This is a genomic window from Nocardia sp. NPDC049526 (assembly GCF_044465765.1).
In the GTDB taxonomy this organism is placed as follows: Bacteria; Actinomycetota; Actinomycetes; order Mycobacteriales; family Mycobacteriaceae; genus Nocardia.
The window spans coordinates 108,233-125,860 of record NZ_JBITMA010000004.1; the positions used below are offsets into that span (position 1 = coordinate 108,233).

A 17,628-nucleotide genomic window follows, 5' to 3' on the forward strand; every position below is an offset into this window, starting at 1 on the left:
CCATACGATGGCCCCATGTCAGCACTGCCCCTGATCTTCACCGCGGGCTGGGCGAGCGGGGTCAATGCCTATGCGGTGGTCCTGCTGCTCGGGATCTTCGGCGTGACCGGTCTGTCCGATGAGGTGCCGGAGGCACTGCAGCGCACCGATGTGCTGATCGCGGCCGGTGTGTTGTTCCTGGTCGAGGCCGTCGCGGACAAGGTCCCCTATCTCGACAGCTTCTGGGATGCGGTGCACACCATCGTGCGCCCGGCATCGGGTGCGGTCGTCGCCGCACTGCTCGCAGGCCAGGATGGTTCGCTGCCCCAGCTGGCGGCCGCTGCGGTCGGCGGAACCACTGCCCTGGCAAGCCATCTCGTGAAGGCCGGGACACGGATGGCGATCAACACCTCGCCGGAGCCCGCGAGCAATATCGTCATGAGCCTCGCCGAGGATCTGACCGTCGGCGGCATCGTCACCATCGCGATCTTCCATCCGGTCGTGGCGGCGATCTGCGCGGGCACACTGCTGGTGATCGGCTTGATCCTGGTTTATCTACTGGCGAGCCGAATCCGCCGCTACCGCATTCGCCGCAGACAACGTCGCGAGGCCAAACGCGCGGCAGCCGTTTGAGCACGTCTACACCGGTTTGCGCCACACCAGGGAATAGCGCCAGAAGACCAGCCGCCGCACGCGCGCACCGGGCAGAATCGCCGCGACCCGTGCTCGCACCTGCCGCGTCGTCAGCGGCGGATCCAGCACAACCGGCATGACATCGTGCGTCGGCTCCACCGCATACCAACTCCCCCGCCCACGCGCGCGCAGCATCCGGAACACGATCGCGAACACCCGCTGCCCGATCACCGCCGCCAACTCGACGGGCAATTCCCGGACGAGATCGGGTCGCGGCAATGCCACCGCCGCGATCACACCACCCGGCCGGAGTGCCCGCGCCAATACCGGCAGCACCTCTTCGAGGGGCATGTGGTGCAACGTGCTGATCGACACGATCGCGTCGTAGGTTCCGTCGGGCAGTGGTTGCTACAGTACATCCCCGAGAATGCACCTGACCTGTTCCGGCACAGCCTGCTTCGCCATGTCGATCATCACCGCGGACCGATCAATCGCATCGACATGCTCGACGCGCCGCGCAAGTTCCCCCGCGAACGCCCCGGCACCACAGCCGACGTCCAACACCCGGGTACACGGGGTGGGCAGCTGCCGGATGAGAAACCGTTGGTAGTACGCGTTGTGACTCCACTCGAGCTTACTCATCCAGCACACCTTGCCACGCATCTGCCGAGAGTCCTTCCGCGCCCGAAATTATGTTCCGATCGCGGCGAAATTCTGTTGCGGAGCAGAGGATATCGATCGGGTACGCCGCGGTGTGGCGGCTGATCGACACTGACCTCGCACGAACTCGGATGGGCGGGGATGCCATCCGTCGATCACACCAATTTGGAGACAGAATGTCCGAGTCGGTCATCCAGCTGCCCACCGATGGCGAAACGGTTATCGAAACCTATGAACGAATCGCTCGACGCGGGGCGCTGGTTCCGGTCGAGCTGCCCGGCGGTGTCGCCGCCTGGAGCGCAGCGAGCTACCAGGCGGTGAGTGAAGTACTCGCCGGTGACGGCACACTCTTCAGCAAGAACGCCAAGAACTGTCCGGCCCTGCACGACGGCACCATTCCGGCGGATTGGCCGATGCGCGCGCTGACCGATATCGACCATATGTTGAACAAGGACGGCGAGGACCATCGGCGGTTACGCAAGACGATCAGCGCCGCATTCACACCGGCCCGGGTGGCCGGACTCGAGCCGCGGATTCATCAGATCGCCACCGAGATCATCGATGACTTCGCTGACGAACAGGGCGAATTCGACCTCGTCCCGCGCTTCACCACACCTCTTCCGGTGCGGGTGATCTGTGAACTGTTCGGCGTGGAGAAGGCGGATCGGTCCCGAATCCGGGACTGGTCCACCACGATCGTGTCGCACACGAGCACCATCGAGCAGATGCAGACGGCCATGGGCGAGATGATCGCGTTCTTCACCGAGCTCATCGAAGGCAAACGGCGCGAGCCGGGCGACGATATGACCTCCGCCCTGATTGCCGCCAATACCGACAACCTGACCACCGACGAGCTGGTCAATATGTTGTGGCTGGTGATCGTGGCCGGACACGAGACAACGGTGCACCTGCTGGCCAATGCGATCATCGCCCTCAGCGAGAACCCCGCACAGCTGGAAAAGGCGCGCACCCAGGACCGCTGGGCGGATGTGGTCGAGGAGGCACTGCGATACCGGTCCCCGGTGTACAGCGCCAACCTTCGCTACGCCCAGCAGGACCTCACTATCGCGGGTGTGGATCTGCCGAAGGGCGCGATCGTCATCTGGAACGGCAATGTCGGACGGGATCCGGATCGGTACCCGAACGCCGATGTCTTCGATATCGATCACGATCACCGCGGTCAGCTGGCCTTCGGGCGCGGGCCGCACATCTGCCTCGGTGCTCCGCTGGCCCGGCTGGAAGCGCGCATTGCACTGTCCACGCTGTTCAACCGCTTCCCACAGTTGCGCCTGGCGTCCGACTCGGCATCACTGCAGATCAGCCCGCAGATCCTGACCGCGGGCCCGCTCACTCTGCCGGTGCGGTTGCATCCAGCCGAGTGACCACCGGCGCCGGCTGGTCGATGGTCTCGGCCAGCCGGCGTTTGCGGAAGTCCCTCGGGGTTTCGCCGTAGCGCGTCTTGAACGCGGCGGAGAACCAGGTGACGGTGAATCCGCTGCGCGCGGCGATTTCACCGATGCTCAGTGTCGTGCTAGAGCTTTCGAGCATGGCGCGCGCCGCACGCAGTGATTCATCCTGGCGCACTTCACGATACGTGGTCCCCGCTTGCTCCAGCGCGGTCCGCAACTGCCGTGGCGACCAGCTCAAAGCCTGAGCCACCGCGGCCAGCCGGAGGTCGGCGACCCCGATATTGTCACGCACATACCGGCGCACGGTCTCGGCCGTCTCGGCCAGCTGCGGCCGCTGCGGGGTGCTGTCGCCGACAGCCATCATGCACAGCAGTTCGGTGGTCCGGTCGCAGACCGCATTGAATTGACGACCGGTGAGCCGGGATCGCTCGGCATGGGTATCGCGGATCACGCTGCGTGCGATGCGTCCGAGTCCGGAGTCGAGGTCGAATACCGGTCGACGCGCGCCGAGCGATGATATCGCGTGGTCGACCTCGGTGCGTGGGATCTGGAAGCCGAATGCCACCGAGCTGGGCACCCCTAACCGCAGGGGCTGATCCAACCCCATCAGCACCGCCTGCCCCGGTGCGACACAAGTGATTTCGCGATCATCGGCGACCGTGAAGGTGCCGCGCTCCGGGACCACCAGCCAGTAGAAGTTCTCCGCAGGCATCCGGCGGATGTGCGACGGCGTGCGGAAGGCCTGTCGGTCGCCCGGCTGATCCCAGCGCAGCAGGTTGTAGCTCGCCGTGTGCTGCGTGATCAGCGTGACCTGCCACCGGTTCCGATCTCGGTACCGGTGGTCCATGGGAACGATGCTGTTGGCCACAGCGGTCCATTCATCGACACCGGTCACGTGCAGTTCGTCGTATCTCATGTCGATACCCCGATCACCTCGACGAATAACGATATCCGCCCCGCTCACAGTGAACAATCGGACGGACTCGCCGACCGAATATCCTGCCCTACAGTCCAACTCGTGTATCCACAATCTTCCCGACAACGCAAGTTTCCTGCCCCGAAACATAAACCGGGTGCGCGGTCGCACTGCCGTGCAACCACCTTCTGCTCGGACTCGGGCCGGTGACGTAAGTTTCTGCCCCACAACGGAACTGCGCGCGCTCGCCGATCGGCAAGTTCGGGCGACTACCGGACCACGTTGACACAGGTCCGGCCTCCGGGTTACGCATGAGTCATGCACGACGACCGGCGAATCTGATCGTGGGCACGCTACTGGCGTTGGTTTCCGCGTTGAGCTATGGGCTGTCGGATTTCGTGGGTGGAGTCGCGGCGCGGCGCGGCGGATTCGGGCGCGTTGCCCTGTTGGGCCAGCTCGGCGGGTTCGTCGGCACCGCGCTCGTCGGGCCGTTCGTCTCCCACACAGTGCCTCAGCCGATGGATCTCGGCTGGGGAGCACTATCCGGTGTCGGGACCGGTGTCGCGATGACCTTCCTGTTCCGCGGAATCAGCCGCGGGGCAATGTCGGTGGTCGTACCGGTCAGCGCCGTTGGCGGTGTCGCGCTGCCGGTTCTGATCGGAACTGTCCTGCTCGGTGAGCATCCGGCACCATTGGCGTGGGCCGGGATCGTGCTCGCATTGCCCGCGCTCTGGCTCGTCGCGGGCGGCACCACCGGCACCGGCCCGAATGCCGGTGCCGCCATCGGTGACGGATTGATCGCCGGGCTCGGCATCGCCGTGCAGTATCTGGCGCTGGCACAAGCCGCACCCGCGGCCGGGATCTGGCCGGTGACGGCGGGCCGGGCCGCGGCCGTCGTCCTCGTCGCCCTGCTCGCATGGCGGCTCGCATCCGGATCCGGTGATACCGCACCGGCCCAACGACATCGAAACGATCTCGCAGCCGCATGTTCCGGCATCCTCGCCGCCGTGGCGCTGGTGTCTTACCTCTTCGCTACCCGGACTCAATACCTGGCCGTGGCAGTCGTGCTGTCTTCGCTCTACCCCATCGTCCCGGTGATTCTGGGTGTGTCCGCGCTGAAGGAGCGACTGCGCCGGAGCCAGGTCATCGGGCTGGCCGCCGCGTTGATCGCCAGCACGATCATCGCCACTTCCTGATCGTGACGGCTCAGTACGGGAGGCTGCTCAGAGCAGCTGGGGCAGCATGATGAACTCGACGGTGAGCGCGAGGACGGACAGGATGATCCCCGTGACCGCCAGGGCCTTGGCACTGCGTTGTCCGGTGCAGCCGACGATCCCGAGGACCAGTCCCGCAATTGCGAACGGAAGGCCGACCAACGGTCGCACGCCGGTCAGATCGATCGGCAGAAACGGCAGCACGCACCCGACGATGCCAAGGATCACCGCTGCTACGGCGAACCATGGCCCCGGCCGCCGATCGGTCGGCGGTGGGCCGCCCTGCCATCCGTGGGCGTTGGCATACACCCAGGGTTGTTGCTGCTGAGGAGGATTCGGGACGGGCGCGGAGTATCCGGCGTTCGGGCCGGGAACCACCGCGCCGGGTTGCCAGGCCGGGTTGGTCGGATCCGGCGGCGGACTGTACGGCATCGGTAATCCTCACTCACGAAATCCTCCGAGAATGGCCTGCTATCGCCTGCGAGCCACGATAGCCGCATACCGAACGTTCGGCCCGGTACGGATATGCCCTCCCCGTGCCAACCAGCCTCGAGGTCGTGCACAAGAGGTGGGTACAGCGTAAAGCGGAGAAATCTAAGAAGGGCCCAAATCCGCTGGGCAGAAAGCAAACCGACCGCGCGGTTGATTCAATTGGCGGGTGCGGTCGCGGGAGGCGCGCTGATCGACCATCCCGCACAGCGATTGAAGGCGACCTCGCCGAGTGCACTGCACACCGCGCGGCCGGAGACAATGCTCGCCGCAGCGGGTGCCCGATCCCGTAGCAGTGAGTTGGCCGGCCTGCTTGCCGCATGGACGCTGATCCAGCAGCGGGAATCACTTCGGCTGGTCCGCACCGTGGGTCGGCCGCTCGCCGCACTGCGCGCACACGACACGATCGAATATTCGCGCCGCGGCGGCAGCGGTCCGGATGGTCGCCGAATGAGTTCGGACACTGACGAATTCGCCGGCAATGGCGAATTCGATGGCGGGCGTGCCGCGCCAGTCGACCACGCGGCACGCCGGGCGGGGCGCCCCGTTGCGCCCGCCGTCACTATGCCTGCGACGTTAGCGTCCGGGTCGGGTCATTGGTCGGACAACGCGGACCCGGGACGTCGCCAATTGAGCAGTAACGCTGTCGAGGCAGTGTCACTATTGCGGACGAAGGTCGCCGGCGAGACTTTACTGTTCAGGCAAACGGCGGCGGCCACCGGCCACGTCGGTTACCAGATCAGTGTAGCCGTCGACGAGTTCCGCCAAGTGGTACCAGTGTTTATGGGTATTGTCGCTACGCGCGCCATCGACATCGATGGCCGTGTTGGCTTCCACCCAGCTGCGCGCCATCCGATCCACTACCGCACCTAGGCTCTCGGTATGTAGCGAAGCACCATTGCGATGCTGCGGGATCTCCTGCGCAATCCACTCATTGATATCGTCGACGAGTTCGCTACGACGGCAATCGATTTCGGCCACGAGGTTCATGTCCTGAACCTCGGCACGGCGTGCGTGCAGTTCGGCGAGGGCGTGTGCGGAACGCAGTAATTCACGATCTTGAAAACGTCGTCCCTGAAATGCACACAATATCTGCGGAGCGGTCGGCAGCACCCCAACCGTAGGCGCGCTCATCGCCGTACCTCGAATTCACCCGACACCAACGCGCTTTGTACCAACATGATTGGCTCTCGATTCGGTTATCCCGGTCATCGGATCGGTTCTTCACAACTAGCGTAGCTGGATCATGCTCTTACAAATGCAAGAACGCAAGAGTGCGTTCTCATTGCTGCGGTCACGACCTGGTCACCGAGTAGCGACCCCACAGACAGTCAGTGACAACGACTTTGACGCTCGATACTCGCCGGGAGCTGGACCGGTGGCCAAGAGTTTGCCACATCATCGCCCGGCGCGTGGGCGGTATGCGATCGCCACCTGCGGTCGGGGAGTCCCGAGGCAACTAGTCACCCCACCCGCTGGACTCGAGAATCGTCTCCCACGTCGGGTGCGCCAACTCCGGATCGGCCAACCGCAGGATCGCACCGGCCAGTGTGTCCAGCGGCGCTCTGTTCGGATCGGCGACGGTCGAATTGCTGATCACCGTTGGCTATTTCGGCGAGGCCGATATCGTGCAGCCCAGTTCGTACGCGAATCAATTCCGGTGCGGCACGAGCCAACGGATTCGACGTCGATGACAATGAATTTGCTTGTGCTGCAACCATTTTACGAAATCACAGCAACGTAGTACCGGCCGATCCGACCCCGAGCAAAGTGTGGCCTGAAACGGGCATGGGTCAACTCCTGATCTGGTCGTGCAGTGCCGAATTCGGAGAAACCAGATGTTCGGCCGATGCGCGTGCCAACTCGGCGCGGTGATCCTCCTCCACGAGCGTGAGTGCCATATCGATGCCCGCGGTCACACCCGCCGAGGTGATGATCGGACCGTCGCGCACGTAGATGGCATCGGCGTCCACATCGATTCCGGAATAGCGTGCCGCGAGCTCACCGCATGCCGGCCAGTGCGTGGTGGCCCGCCGCCCGTCGAGCAGCACGGCCTCGGCCGAGACGAATGCCCGGCCACATCGAGCAGCAGCACACCATCCGACCGCCACCACGGTGTCGCCGCGCTCCGCCGATCCCACGCCCCCCAGCCTCTGTAGGGACGCCACGACTACAAGGACGTGTACCCCATAGATCCGGCCACCGACCCGCGATCTACCGTGACAAGGGAATATCGCACCGAAAACTCCGAACTTCATTGCTGCAAAAGGCGGTAGTCTCTGACCACGCTGCGATTGCATATTTGCGTTGTGTAGCGGGCACTTACTACAGACATGTACGCAAGAGTGCTAACGGGTGCGCCGGGCGAAAGGGTTGTCATGGCAGGCAAGCGCACAGTCCTCACCGCGGGTTTGCGGCGGCTCTCGGTGCTGCTGACCGAGATGCGCGAACACGCGGGGCTCAGCAAAGAGGACGTCAGCGGCAAGACCGGCATCAACATCACCACGCTGTACCGCATCGAGACGGCGCAGGCGCGCCCGCAGCGGCGCACACTGATGGCGATGCTGGATCTCTACGGAGTCACCGAACAGCAACGCGACGATGCGCTCGAACTCCTGTCGGACGCACTCAAGCCCGGCATGTCCCGCCCGTACGAGGCGACGCTGACCGAGGTGCACGCGGCCTATATCAACTTCGAATCCGAGGCGCTATCGGCCCGGCACTACCAAACCTCCTACATCCCAGGGCTATTGCAGACCTCGGACTATGCCGAGGCGGTCATCGACACCAATATGCCGAAGCTGGACGGAGCCACGGTGTCGCACAATGTGCGGGCGCGGATGGATCGGACCATGCATCTCACCAAGCCGGATCCGCTGGAACTGTGGGTGGTGCTCGACGAAGCCGCCATCCGACGGATGGTCGGCGGCCCCGATGTCATGAAGGCACAGCTGAAGCGGCTGCTCGAAGATTCGCAGATGAAAAACGTCATCCTGCAGATACTTCCGTTCAGCGCGGGCGTGCACCCCGGCATGGCCGGATCCTTCACGCTGCTGGACTTCAAGGATCCCGCCGATCCGGAACTGGTGTACGTCGAGGGCATCGCGGGTGATCAGCTGATCGAGGGCCATCCCCAGATCCGCCGCTTCGGCATTATTTTCGACCAGCTGCGCGCCATGGCGCTCAGCCCGCGCGACTCCATGGCGCTGATCGACAGGGCCTCCAAAGAGATGAGCTGATCAGCTGCGGCTGGCCCGGCGATAGCCGACCGCCGCGGGGATCGCGAAGACTACGAGCGCACCGATACACCAGGCGATGGTGGCCAGTAGCGGGTCGCGCACCGGCCCACCGACGGATAGCCCCTTCATGGCATCGATGGCGTATGACATCGGCTGATGCTGCACAATCGGCTGTGCCCACCGCGGATAAGCGGCCAGCAGCACGAACCCGGTACTGAAGAACATCATCAACGACGATCCGAGCGAAACAGCCTCCACCAGCGCGGCTTTCGCGCTGAACACGGCCACCGCGGTGACCACGGTGGCGAAGGCGATACCGAACAGCAGCGGCACCCCGAACAGCGCGATACCGGCGAGCAGCCCGCGCTGGAATCGGAAGCCGAGCGCCACCCCCACCGCGAACATCACCGCCGTGCACAGCACAATCCGGATCCCTTCGGCGACAATGCGCGCGACCAGTCCGGATGCGCGGTGCACCGGCAGCACCCAGAAGCGGGCCAGCAGACCTTCGTCACGCTCGCGTCCGAGGGTGATGGCACCTGCCACCGAACCGGACATCACCCCGACCAGCGCCGACATCGGCACGAAACCGTACAGCGCACTCACCTCGGAGAACTCCGAAATCTGTTTTCCGAGAACGGTATTCAGCACGATCAGCAGGAGCGCAGGAAAGACGAGCGACTGCACGACGGTCAGCGGATCACGCCACCAGCGCACCAGCAGCCGCTTGGTCTGGATCAGCGTCTGCGGGATCAGCAGACGCCAGGTCTCGGTCCGACCGTAGACCTTGGGCAATTCCTCGGTGGGAGTCAGTACCTCGGTCATGCCGACCTCCGAATCGAAACGAATACCGCACCCGCACCGAAGACAATGATCTGACCGAGTATCCAGGCCAGTCCGGGCCCGAGGATCGACCAGCCGACCGCGCCCGCGTGGCCCGATGGGTCACCCGCCAGCGCCCGCAGCCCGTATACGTACTGCGAGACCGGCTGGTTGCGTGCGAACCCCTGGATCCAGTGCGGGAATTGGCTGACCGGGGAAAGTCCGCTGGACACCATGCCGAGGATCAGCTGCGGCAGGATCAGCGCCTGGGTGGTCGCCTCCGGACTCTTGGTCAGACTGCCGAGCAGATCGGCACCCAGGCACAGCGCCAGCCCGATCAGCATCGCGAACCCGATGAAACCGATTGTTTCCCACCAGCTTCCGTAGAAGCGGAAGCCGATCACATGGCCGCACACGAGGGCCGCGGCCAGCGCGACCCCCGCCCGACCCAGCGCGGTCGTGACTCGCGCAGCCAGCGGCACCGGCGAAAGCATCGGCATCGATCCGAACCGCACATTGAGCCCGTCCCTGGCATCGGCGGCCGCCCGAAATGCGGCCGTAATGGCGCAGAAGGCGATCGCCTGCATGGCGATCATGGGCATGAGGAATTGCGCGTAGTTACTCAGCCCGCCCCGCCGGAGGGGGTTCAGTGACATCACGAGGTTCAGCGGGACGTAGAAGCCGACGGTGAAGACCACTGGCGCGAGCAGCGCGGTGAATAGTTCACCATTGCGCCAGGACGGCCGGACCAGGCGCCAGGTCAGCGCCCACCATTGCGCCACCGTCGCCATCCGCGGCGGTGGCGCGTCCACCAGCCGCGCGCTGCTCAGGCGGCGGTTTTCCCCGTCGCCGCGTTCCTGCTGAACGGTGCTCGATACCGCGTCGCTACCGATGCTCATCTGCACGCTCCCATCCTGCGCGTCAACCGTGCTTGTCGGTGGGGAACCGGCTGTTCTCAGCATGTCGCACGCAGCCGCCGCCGGTACTGCTTTCCGCACTCTTCGAGTACGTATCGCATGATCAATCTCGCTCGCTCTCGTCCCCTGCCCACCGAAACGGGCGCGCCGCCGGCGTGCGGGGCGATCAGGTCGTCGTCCAATCTCGCCGCACCGACGACGTTTGGATACCACCCCCGGGTGTCGCAACAACGACTCCGAGGGGGCGATGAATCCCACCAAGGTGACTGCCGACCCGAGCAGAACACTGTCCAACGAGTGCGTGAATTATGCAGTGTCGCTATCGGTTTCGACGGAATGTCCGATTCGCGAGGTGACTACCGTGCACGGGGTGAGTAATGTATGCCCCGATGACCAGCATGGAAGCTCGTTTCCGTGAAGCAGCGCGGACCGTGCCCCTCCCCAGTCCTTGGAATCTGTCCGCCTACCTCGCAAGTATCGCCGCGCACCGTGGTCGTTCCATCTCGCTGCAGGCGATCCCCGCGGCCGCGCTCGCGGATATCGGGTGTCGCGGCAGCGGACTCTGGATCGCGCGCGGTCACGACGACATCATCGTCTACGACGCGTCCGCCACCGAGCGCAATGCGGATCACATCATCCTGCACGAAATCGGTCACATGCTATTCGGGCACGGCAAGGAAGGTAAGGAGGCAGGCGAGCCGATCACGCCGTCGCTGGCCGCGCTGCTGCCATCCATCTCACCGTCGTCCATCAAGCACGTACTCGGCCGCGAGTATTTCGGCGCCGACCGCGAACGGGAAGCGGAGGTGTTCGCCGATATGACCATGGTCTACGCCACCCTGCCGCGCCGCCCGGCACGCTCGTTCCGACTCTTCGGGCGCGGGCGCTAGCCACCGGGTAGTCGGCGGGTGCCCTCACGTAATCCGTCGATGAGATCCTGATAGCTATCCGCCAGCTCGTTGAGCTGCACCCACGCGTCATAGAAGACGGACTCCGGCGCTTCGGACAGCGGCACGAAGGCCTGCGTGGTCATTCTGGCCAGCCGATCCACGATCTCGCCGACGGTTTCGGAGTGCAACTGTGCCTCCGAGCACGGCACCGGCATCGCCAGCGTCACCCACAGGTCGATCGACCGCACCAGTTGGGCGCGCCGCCGATCCAGCTTGGGAATCTCACGCACCGGCGTCCGCTCGCGGATTTCGTGCAGCTGCGCCAGCTCCCCCGCTGCCTCCAGCATCGGATGATCGTCGTGCGGTAGCCCGCGGCATGCGGCCAGCAACATATCCCGCCCCGGAACCATCCGGTTATTTCCGACATTCGTCATCTGGGCCTCCCGCCGACGCCGGAGCGCGCCACCATCGGCGAACCTCCCGACCAGCAATGTCGTTTCCGCACCGCACGACCGCACGTCACGCCTCGATTATCGACCCAGATCCGCGCCCGCGACCGGAAACGCCGATATCAATCTGTTACCGACATGGGCGCCCATGGCAAATGTGCAGTAATCCGAACTATGGTCCGATGATCAGCGACCGGGCGGGGCGAGACGAGCTTCGACTACGCAGGCACACCGTCCGCCAGATAATCCTGACCGCCGACATAGAATGTGCGACCGGATTCGCCTGCGGCACTTGCGGCTTCGCCGACGACGGCGGCGAACGCTTCGACGGTCGGCAGTGCACCGTGATCGCGGCGAGCCGAAACCGCCTCGGGATTACGGCGTTCCAGCAGGCGGACAATGATCGTGCCGTCGATCATGTCGCCGGACACCACATTCAACCCGATACCACGCTGGGTCAGCTCCGGAATCATTGCGCGCAAGGCGTCTTCGCCCGCGCGTTTGCTCGCGGCGATCGGCTCATAGTCCGCCGGAACAGGTTTGCGGCCGTGGAAGTGGGCCTGGTGGCTGGTCACGAAGACGATCCGGCCGCCGGATGGCAGGTGCGGCAAGGCTTCTCGCACCAGACGGACCTGCGCGTCACGGTTCAACGCCATCGCGTAGTCGGGCGCGGCATTTCGCTCGAGACCGCCGGATGCGTTGAGCACCAACACCTCCAGCCGACCGAACTCCGTCACCACATCGGCGATCATCGCCGCGGCGGCGTCCGCATCCGCGATATCCGCACCGGCGATCGAGGCACTGCCGCCGACGGCACCGATCTCATCGGCGATCGCCTGGGCGCGCTTGCGCTTCTCCCGATAGTTGATGATCACGTGATCACCGCCCGCCGCCAGCACCTTCGCCGTCTCGGCCCCTATCCCCCGCGACGCGCCCGTGATCAGCACAATCCGTCGTTCCGTCGAGTCGCCCACCATCTGCCTCTCGCTCATGCCTACGCCTCGCCGGCGCTCGGCTTCGGCACGAGCGAGGTGCTCGGCTGTGTGATTGTTCGCTCGCTACGCTCGCTCGTCAGCCCACAGCTACGCTTCTAATTTAGAATCACTATGGTAGTTCGAAATGAGAAGTGCAAATGGAGCCAAGCCGTCGCGCGGACGAAACGACCCGGCGCACGCGCCCATGCTGGCCACCATGGAGCTCATCGGCCAACGCTGGATCCTGCGCGTCCTCTGGGAGTTGGAGCCCGGCTGCCTCGGCTTCCTCGAACTGCGCCGCCGCATGGGCAACTGCTCGTCGAGCATGCTCTCGACCCGCCTGCAACATCTCCAGACCGCGGGCGTGATCACCAAGAACGCGGACAAAACCTACGAACTCACCCCGGCGGGCGTCGACCTCACCGCGGCCCTCCAGCCACTCTGGAGCTGGTCCGAACGATGGACCCCGCCATCCCCCGATCCCGAGTAGTACGTACGACAAAGGCGGTCCCCGGCGTACTACCGGGAACCGCCTTCGCCTACTACAGGGTTACTTCAAGCGGAGCTTGCCGAACAGACCTTCCTTCTCGTCATCCGGGCCCGCGGTGAAGTACAGCGAGTCGGCGTCGCCGAGACTCTCGCCATTGCCGAACATCAGGGCCCACAGACCCTCGATCTCGACCGGCTGGCCCTTCTCATCGCGCAGGTAGTCGACGAACTTGCCGGTGGCGTCGTCGTAGGCGAGCACGTGGCCGAGGCCACCGAAGTTGCCGACGAGCAGCTTGCCGCTGAGCGGACCGAAGTTCGCGGGCGCCACCGCGACACCCCACGGCGCATTGAGACGACCACCGTCGTCGAGGATGCGGACCAACTTGCCGTTGCCGTCGAATTCCGCGACCTTGCCCTTGGCGGGCTTGCCCTTGGCGTCCTTCTCCTGGTCCTTGTCGAGCGAATCCTCTTCGGCCTTGTCGAACTTGGACGCGTCCTGCTCATCGGGCTTGGTGTCCGCGTACGAGACGAATACGCGATTGCCGATGGTGGTCACATTGAACGGGGCGGGATCGCCGGGCTTGGCCTTCTTGCCCTTGTCCGGGGCGGCCGCGTCGATCTGGTCGCCGGTGGCGAAGGGATTGGCGAAACCGACGGTCGGGATCAGCTGCCAGTCCTTGTCGAAGGTGCGGACCTGCGGGTTCTCGCCGAAGTCGGCGGCGAGCAGCTTGTCACCGGACGGAGCGAGCGCGATGCCGAAGAACGCCATGCCCTGCGACTCACCGTCGAAGACCAGATTCGCCGGACCGTCGTGCCGGACGATCGCGCCCTCGGGCCCCTGCTCGGTCCAGGCCGAGATCTTGCCGGAGTCGGTGGCGAAGATGAACCGCGACGAACCGGTCAGCAGCACCGGCGCACCGTCGACATCCACCGACTGGTCGCGGACGACGAACAGATCGGAGGTGATGGGAGCGCCGTTGAACACAACGCCGGTGGTCTTGCCGATGCTCTTATCCGAGGTGTCGGCATCCGCGCCGGGAATCGTGACGATCTTCAGCGGATCCTGGAACAGCTTCTGCACCTTGGGATCCGCGGACGCGCTGACATCGCCGACGAATTGGAAGGACTTACCGCCCGCGCCGACCCAGAAATGCCCGCCCGCCCCCTTCGGGCGATCGGCTAGGCCCCACGCGTTCACCATATCCGGAAAGGTGTACTGCGCTTTGTGTTCGGCAGTGTTGGCGGCGAGGTTGGTCTGCGCGTAGTGATTGCCGTCGAGGGCAGGCACTTCATCGTCAGACGACTTCGAATCCGAGCATGCCGCGGCCACGACCAGGGCAGCGCCGAGCACCGATGCGCGCAGCAGGCCGTTGCGGGCCCGCGACCGCCAGGCACCGTTGCGGCGCAATTCACTAAGGCGTGCGTTCAACTTCTTCGTCCTTTCCAGCCACTCGCAACCCTCATTTGGCGATTAGGCGACGCTAACCTTAGCTTGACGGAATTTCGACCGTATCGGAACGCCCCGAATCCGACGGGTTTAAGCTGTCGCGCGTGGTCGCCCCCCAACCTTCCGTCGCCCCCCATCCGGATATCGCTCCGCTCGCTCCATTGCTCGGCACATGGCGCGGACCAGGGCACGGTGAGTACCCGACCATCGAGTCATTCGACTATGTCGAGGAAATCAAGTTCGGCCACCTCGGCCGACCGTTCCTCACCTACCGCCAGCGCACCCGCGCCGCCGACGGCAGCCGACCGATGCATGCCGAAACCGGTTATCTGCGGTGCCCACGCCCGGATCACGTCGAATTGATCCTGGCCCACCCGACCGGCATCACCGAGATCTGTGAGGGCAGCCTCACCATCATCGATGGTGAACTGCGAATGGAATTCGAATCGACCAGCATCGGCCGCAGTAGTACCGCGAAAGTGGTGACCGCCCTCGGCCGTTCGATCAAGCTGGCCGGGGACACAATCGACTACACGCTGCGCATGGCCGCGGTCGGCGAAGCACTGACCCACCACCTCGCGGCGACCCTGCACCGCGCCTGATCAGTCGCGGGACGGATCAGGACGCCAGGGCACATACGGCCGGCCCGCGGCCTGAGCGGCGGCCTCGGCCGAACGCAGTTGGTACGGCGTGATACCGCCCGTCTCCCAAGCACCGACGGAGCCCGCCGCAACGGCCTCGTGCGACTTCGCGGTCAATCCGATCTCAGTGCGCACCACCGCGATCGGCCGATCGGCCAGCGTGAACCAGTCCAGGTCGAGGAAATCGTGGCTGCCATGGGTGAGCGCCCCGCGTCGCATGGCATCGCCGAGGCGCGTCGCCATGCCCGCGGTGCTCAAATGTCCTTCGTTGGCTTCGAACAATCCGGCTCCGGCATGTAGGTAGCCGGTTTCGAAGAGCGAAATCACCATGGCGAGCAGGCTGAACGCGCGCGGGTCGTCGTTGGCGCGCGCCATGAATGCGAATACCTCGATCTCGTTTTCCAGCGTGGTGCCGTATCCGGCGAGCACATGCACCCAGTCGTGCTGGGCGAGCAGTGGCGGCGCGGAACCCGGCAGGCCCGGCGTGACGAAACCACGGTCGGCATAGAAGTCGGATACGCCGCGGCCGAGCGTACCGACGGGCAACTCGCGCAGGGTGGCCCAGTGCGCGGCCAACGCCGGATCATCGCTGACCTGCCCCCAGGACGAATCCAGACTTTCGGTGTGCAGCGCGGTCAACCGGCTCGGATCCAGCCCGCCGAGATAACCGTTGCGGTCGAAGTCGACCGCGGCGAGTTCGATCGCGCCCTCGGCGTACTTCTGCGCCACCGCGATCATCTCGTCGTCGACCTCGAGCGCGTCGGCGAACTCCCGCAGTTTGGTCGCGACTGCGGGCGGCAACGGCCGCACCACCAGCGCGGACAGCAGCATCGTTTGCACGATCCGCTCCCGGAAGATCCGATTGCGCCGGGCCAGACCGACCGCGAAGGTCTCGGCATCGACGGGCGGCAGCGTCTCCAACTCGACTCGGTGTCCGGTCATCGACAAGAACAGCGACGGAATCAGCAACTGCTGCAGCGGGGTCAGCCCGTCCGTGCCGGCCGCCGCGGCGACCACACCACTGGCCAGCAGCTCCACTTCGGCCGCATCGGGCGGGGTCAGCAGTACATCTTCCATCCGGTCAACTCCAACAAGATCGCCGACGACGTCCACCACGGCGGTGGACGATCCCATTATCGATCCGAATCCGGCACGGCGCGTAGTCATTTCGCCGACGGCGTAGTCGCGACGGGCATGGCGTGCCATCAGTGCGTATGCTGAATTCCATCGCGTGACGCTTCCGTCGGCGAAACAGCCGTGGGGCAGCGGCGGTCCGGAAGCAGATCGCGTTCGGAGGGAATCTGGTGGGGTCTGCGGGCTCGAATCGACCGGCGCTCGATCTTCGAGTGCTCGGACCGGTGCGCCTGCTGGTCGACGATCAGGCAATACCGTTGCCCGGCGGCAAACTCCGTGCGCTGCTCGCCATGCTCGTCATCAACCGCCGCAATGCCGTCGCGAAAACCACACTGGCGAACAGCATCTGGGAAGAGGAGCTGCCGAATCGCTCCGTCGACGGCCTCTACGCCTACGTCTCGAATCTGCGCACCGTGCTGCGTTCGGCCGGGGTCGACGACCGGGCCATCCTGCGCACCGTGCACGCCGGATACCTCCTCGATATCGCCGAGGATCAATGCGATGTCGGCCGCTTCGAGCGGGCCAGGACCCAGGGCTCACTGGCCTTCACCACCGGCGATCTGGAAACCGCGGCCGAATGTTTCGCCGACGCGCTTGCGGAGTGGAGTGGTGAGGCGGTCGCCGGACTGCGCGGATTGCGTTTCGCCGACAATTTCGCCACCGATATGGACGAACGCCGGTTGAATGCCATCGCCGATCGCCTGGACGCGGATATCGCATGCGGGCGCGAAGGCGCGGTCCTGGGCGAACTGACCGCACTGACCACCGAACACGCCGTGAACGAGCGGCTCTGGCGACTGTTCATCTCCGCGCTCTACCGCGCGGGCCGCCAGGCCGACGCACTCACCGCCTGTCTGCGTATCCGCCGCAACCTCGCCGACCAGCAGGGCATCGACCCGGATCCGCGCACCCTGGCACTGGAGGCGGCGATCCGCAGCCAGCAGGCACTGCCGACGGTCTCCTCCTCCCCCGGGGCGACCAAGCGGGATCTGCCCGATGTGCTGCGGCAGGCCTGGCTGCGGGTCGGCGACGGTGAGGCGATCGCCATTCCGGCGACCGGGCTGCGGATCGGCCGGGAATGGGATAACGACATCGTGCTGGACGATGCCCGGGTCAGCCGTAAACATGCGCGCATCGTGCCGCGCGAGAACCGGATCTTCATCCGGGATCGGGATTCGGCCAACGGCGTCTACGTCAACGGTGTGCCGATCGGTGCCGATACCGCACTCGCGCACGGCGATGTCATCCGAATCGGTTCCACCACACTGCGTTACGAGATGCCCGATCGCGGCACCCCGCCGGAGTCCACCAGTCGCACCAACTGAG

The 17,628-nt window shown here is 65.0% G+C and carries 19 protein-coding genes and 1 pseudogene; 8 read left to right on the forward strand and 12 right to left on the reverse strand.

What is annotated here, in order from left to right:
* Positions 1-15 precede the first annotated feature (15 nt).
* On the forward strand, positions 16-612 hold the full coding sequence (locus tag ACIBW7_RS14090) for a DUF4126 domain-containing protein (RefSeq protein WP_397046644.1): 597 nt from the start codon (positions 16-18) through the stop codon (positions 610-612).
* A gap of 6 nt (positions 613-618) precedes the next feature.
* On the opposite strand, the pseudogene ACIBW7_RS14095 reads toward ACIBW7_RS14090, so the two are convergent.
* Positions 619-1,275, reverse strand: a pseudogene (locus ACIBW7_RS14095) (class I SAM-dependent methyltransferase).
* Positions 1,276-1,448: 173 nt separating this feature from the next.
* On the opposite strand from ACIBW7_RS14095, the gene ACIBW7_RS14100 reads away from it, so the two are divergent.
* On the forward strand, positions 1,449-2,654 hold the full coding sequence (locus ACIBW7_RS14100; protein WP_397046645.1) for a cytochrome P450: 1,206 nt from the start codon (positions 1,449-1,451) through the stop codon (positions 2,652-2,654).
* Here ACIBW7_RS14100 and ACIBW7_RS14105 read toward each other — a convergent pair.
* Positions 2,620-3,597 (reverse strand): AraC family transcriptional regulator, encoded by a 978-nt coding sequence (locus ACIBW7_RS14105; RefSeq protein ID WP_397046646.1) that lies wholly within the window; start codon positions 3,595-3,597, stop codon positions 2,620-2,622. The genes ACIBW7_RS14100 and ACIBW7_RS14105 overlap by 35 nt on opposite strands.
* A 311-nt stretch (positions 3,598-3,908) precedes the next feature.
* On the opposite strand from ACIBW7_RS14105, the gene ACIBW7_RS14110 reads away from it, so the two are divergent.
* The gene (locus tag ACIBW7_RS14110; RefSeq protein ID WP_397046647.1) at positions 3,909-4,793 is read left to right on the forward strand and encodes an EamA family transporter; all 885 of its coding nucleotides are present in this window, start codon (positions 3,909-3,911) and stop codon (positions 4,791-4,793) included.
* A 27-nt stretch (positions 4,794-4,820) separates the two neighbouring features.
* Here ACIBW7_RS14110 and ACIBW7_RS14115 read toward each other — a convergent pair whose 3' ends face one another.
* The 4 genes from ACIBW7_RS14115 to ACIBW7_RS14130 form a co-directional block, all read right to left on the reverse strand.
* Positions 4,821-5,243 (reverse strand): hypothetical protein, encoded by a 423-nt coding sequence (locus tag ACIBW7_RS14115; RefSeq protein ID WP_397046648.1) that lies wholly within the window; start codon positions 5,241-5,243, stop codon positions 4,821-4,823.
* A gap of 747 nt (positions 5,244-5,990) precedes the next feature.
* On the reverse strand, positions 5,991-6,434 hold the full coding sequence (locus tag ACIBW7_RS14120) for a DUF4254 domain-containing protein (RefSeq protein WP_397046649.1): 444 nt from the start codon (positions 6,432-6,434) through the stop codon (positions 5,991-5,993).
* A gap of 325 nt (positions 6,435-6,759) precedes the next feature.
* Positions 6,760-6,900 (reverse strand): hypothetical protein, encoded by a 141-nt coding sequence (locus ACIBW7_RS14125; protein ID WP_397046650.1) that lies wholly within the window; start codon positions 6,898-6,900, stop codon positions 6,760-6,762.
* 193 nt (positions 6,901-7,093) lie between these two features.
* Positions 7,094-7,441 (reverse strand): DJ-1/PfpI family protein, encoded by a 348-nt coding sequence (locus tag ACIBW7_RS14130; RefSeq protein WP_397046651.1) that lies wholly within the window; start codon positions 7,439-7,441, stop codon positions 7,094-7,096.
* Between the two features lie 237 nt (positions 7,442-7,678).
* Here ACIBW7_RS14130 and ACIBW7_RS14135 point away from each other — a divergent pair, with 237 nt between their 5' ends.
* On the forward strand, positions 7,679-8,539 hold the full coding sequence (locus tag ACIBW7_RS14135) for a helix-turn-helix domain-containing protein (protein ID WP_397046652.1): 861 nt from the start codon (positions 7,679-7,681) through the stop codon (positions 8,537-8,539).
* Here ACIBW7_RS14135 and ACIBW7_RS14140 read toward each other — a convergent pair whose 3' ends face one another.
* On the reverse strand, positions 8,540-9,364 hold the full coding sequence (locus ACIBW7_RS14140) for an ABC transporter permease (protein ID WP_397046653.1): 825 nt from the start codon (positions 9,362-9,364) through the stop codon (positions 8,540-8,542).
* Positions 9,361-10,260 carry an ABC transporter permease gene (locus tag ACIBW7_RS14145; RefSeq protein ID WP_397046654.1) on the reverse strand — a complete coding sequence of 300 codons (900 nt, stop codon included), beginning with the start codon at positions 10,258-10,260 and terminating at the stop codon, positions 9,361-9,363. The genes ACIBW7_RS14140 and ACIBW7_RS14145 overlap by 4 nt, the downstream gene beginning before the upstream one ends.
* A gap of 407 nt (positions 10,261-10,667) precedes the next feature.
* Between ACIBW7_RS14145 and ACIBW7_RS14150 the strand changes: the two genes are divergently transcribed.
* Positions 10,668-11,168 (forward strand): hypothetical protein, encoded by a 501-nt coding sequence (locus ACIBW7_RS14150; protein WP_397046655.1) that lies wholly within the window; start codon positions 10,668-10,670, stop codon positions 11,166-11,168.
* On the opposite strand, the gene ACIBW7_RS14155 is transcribed toward ACIBW7_RS14150, so the two are convergent.
* Together ACIBW7_RS14155 and ACIBW7_RS14160 are read right to left on the reverse strand one after the other, a co-directional pair.
* Positions 11,165-11,602 (reverse strand): DUF4254 domain-containing protein, encoded by a 438-nt coding sequence (locus tag ACIBW7_RS14155; RefSeq protein ID WP_397046656.1) that lies wholly within the window; start codon positions 11,600-11,602, stop codon positions 11,165-11,167. The genes ACIBW7_RS14150 and ACIBW7_RS14155 overlap by 4 nt on opposite strands.
* A 233-nt stretch (positions 11,603-11,835) precedes the next feature.
* Positions 11,836-12,609 (reverse strand): SDR family oxidoreductase, encoded by a 774-nt coding sequence (locus ACIBW7_RS14160; RefSeq protein WP_397046657.1) that lies wholly within the window; start codon positions 12,607-12,609, stop codon positions 11,836-11,838.
* 127 nt (positions 12,610-12,736) lie between these two features.
* Here ACIBW7_RS14160 and ACIBW7_RS14165 point away from each other — a divergent pair, with 127 nt between their 5' ends.
* A complete protein-coding gene (locus ACIBW7_RS14165) occupies positions 12,737-13,081 on the forward strand; it encodes a winged helix-turn-helix transcriptional regulator (RefSeq protein WP_397046658.1) in 345 nt (114 codons plus the stop codon).
* A gap of 60 nt (positions 13,082-13,141) precedes the next feature.
* Here ACIBW7_RS14165 and ACIBW7_RS14170 read toward each other — a convergent pair whose 3' ends face one another.
* Complete coding sequence (locus ACIBW7_RS14170; RefSeq protein ID WP_397047068.1) at positions 13,142-14,446, reverse strand: TIGR03118 family protein; 1,305 nt, start codon at positions 14,444-14,446, stop codon at positions 13,142-13,144.
* Between the two features lie 176 nt (positions 14,447-14,622).
* Here ACIBW7_RS14170 and ACIBW7_RS14175 point away from each other — a divergent pair, with 176 nt between their 5' ends.
* On the forward strand, positions 14,623-15,129 hold the full coding sequence (locus ACIBW7_RS14175; protein WP_397047069.1) for a peroxynitrite isomerase: 507 nt from the start codon (positions 14,623-14,625) through the stop codon (positions 15,127-15,129).
* On the opposite strand, the gene ACIBW7_RS14180 is transcribed toward ACIBW7_RS14175, so the two are convergent.
* Positions 15,130-16,374 carry a hypothetical protein gene (locus tag ACIBW7_RS14180; protein ID WP_397046659.1) on the reverse strand — a complete coding sequence of 415 codons (1,245 nt, stop codon included), beginning with the start codon at positions 16,372-16,374 and terminating at the stop codon, positions 15,130-15,132.
* 140 nt (positions 16,375-16,514) lie between these two features.
* Here ACIBW7_RS14180 and ACIBW7_RS14185 point away from each other — a divergent pair, with 140 nt between their 5' ends.
* Positions 16,515-17,627 (forward strand): BTAD domain-containing putative transcriptional regulator, encoded by a 1,113-nt coding sequence (locus ACIBW7_RS14185; protein ID WP_397046660.1) that lies wholly within the window; start codon positions 16,515-16,517, stop codon positions 17,625-17,627.
* Position 17,628: the final 1 nt, after the last annotated feature.

What these genes read in the sequence shown, in the direction of transcription:
- ACIBW7_RS14090 (WP_397046644.1), top strand. Translation starts at nt 16, where the DNA reads ATGTCAGCACTGCCCCTGATCTTCACCGCGGGCTGGGCGAGCGGGGTC.
- ACIBW7_RS14100 (WP_397046645.1), top strand. Translation starts at nt 1,449, where the DNA reads ATGTCCGAGTCGGTCATCCAGCTGCCCACCGATGGCGAAACGGTTATC.
- ACIBW7_RS14105 (WP_397046646.1), bottom strand. Translation starts at nt 3,597, where the DNA reads ATGAGATACGACGAACTGCACGTGACCGGTGTCGATGAATGGACCGCT.
- ACIBW7_RS14110 (WP_397046647.1), top strand. Translation starts at nt 3,909, where the DNA reads ATGAGTCATGCACGACGACCGGCGAATCTGATCGTGGGCACGCTACTG.
- ACIBW7_RS14115 (WP_397046648.1), bottom strand. Translation starts at nt 5,243, where the DNA reads ATGCCGTACAGTCCGCCGCCGGATCCGACCAACCCGGCCTGGCAACCC.
- ACIBW7_RS14120 (WP_397046649.1), bottom strand. Translation starts at nt 6,434, where the DNA reads ATGAGCGCGCCTACGGTTGGGGTGCTGCCGACCGCTCCGCAGATATTG.
- ACIBW7_RS14135 (WP_397046652.1), top strand. Translation starts at nt 7,679, where the DNA reads ATGGCAGGCAAGCGCACAGTCCTCACCGCGGGTTTGCGGCGGCTCTCG.
- ACIBW7_RS14140 (WP_397046653.1), bottom strand. Translation starts at nt 9,364, where the DNA reads ATGACCGAGGTACTGACTCCCACCGAGGAATTGCCCAAGGTCTACGGT.
- ACIBW7_RS14145 (WP_397046654.1), bottom strand. Translation starts at nt 10,260, where the DNA reads ATGAGCATCGGTAGCGACGCGGTATCGAGCACCGTTCAGCAGGAACGC.
- ACIBW7_RS14150 (WP_397046655.1), top strand. Translation starts at nt 10,668, where the DNA reads ATGACCAGCATGGAAGCTCGTTTCCGTGAAGCAGCGCGGACCGTGCCC.
- ACIBW7_RS14155 (WP_397046656.1), bottom strand. Translation starts at nt 11,602, where the DNA reads ATGACGAATGTCGGAAATAACCGGATGGTTCCGGGGCGGGATATGTTG.
- ACIBW7_RS14160 (WP_397046657.1), bottom strand. Translation starts at nt 12,609, where the DNA reads ATGAGCGAGAGGCAGATGGTGGGCGACTCGACGGAACGACGGATTGTG.
- ACIBW7_RS14165 (WP_397046658.1), top strand. Translation starts at nt 12,737, where the DNA reads ATGAGAAGTGCAAATGGAGCCAAGCCGTCGCGCGGACGAAACGACCCG.
- ACIBW7_RS14180 (WP_397046659.1), bottom strand. Translation starts at nt 16,374, where the DNA reads ATGGCACGCCATGCCCGTCGCGACTACGCCGTCGGCGAAATGACTACG.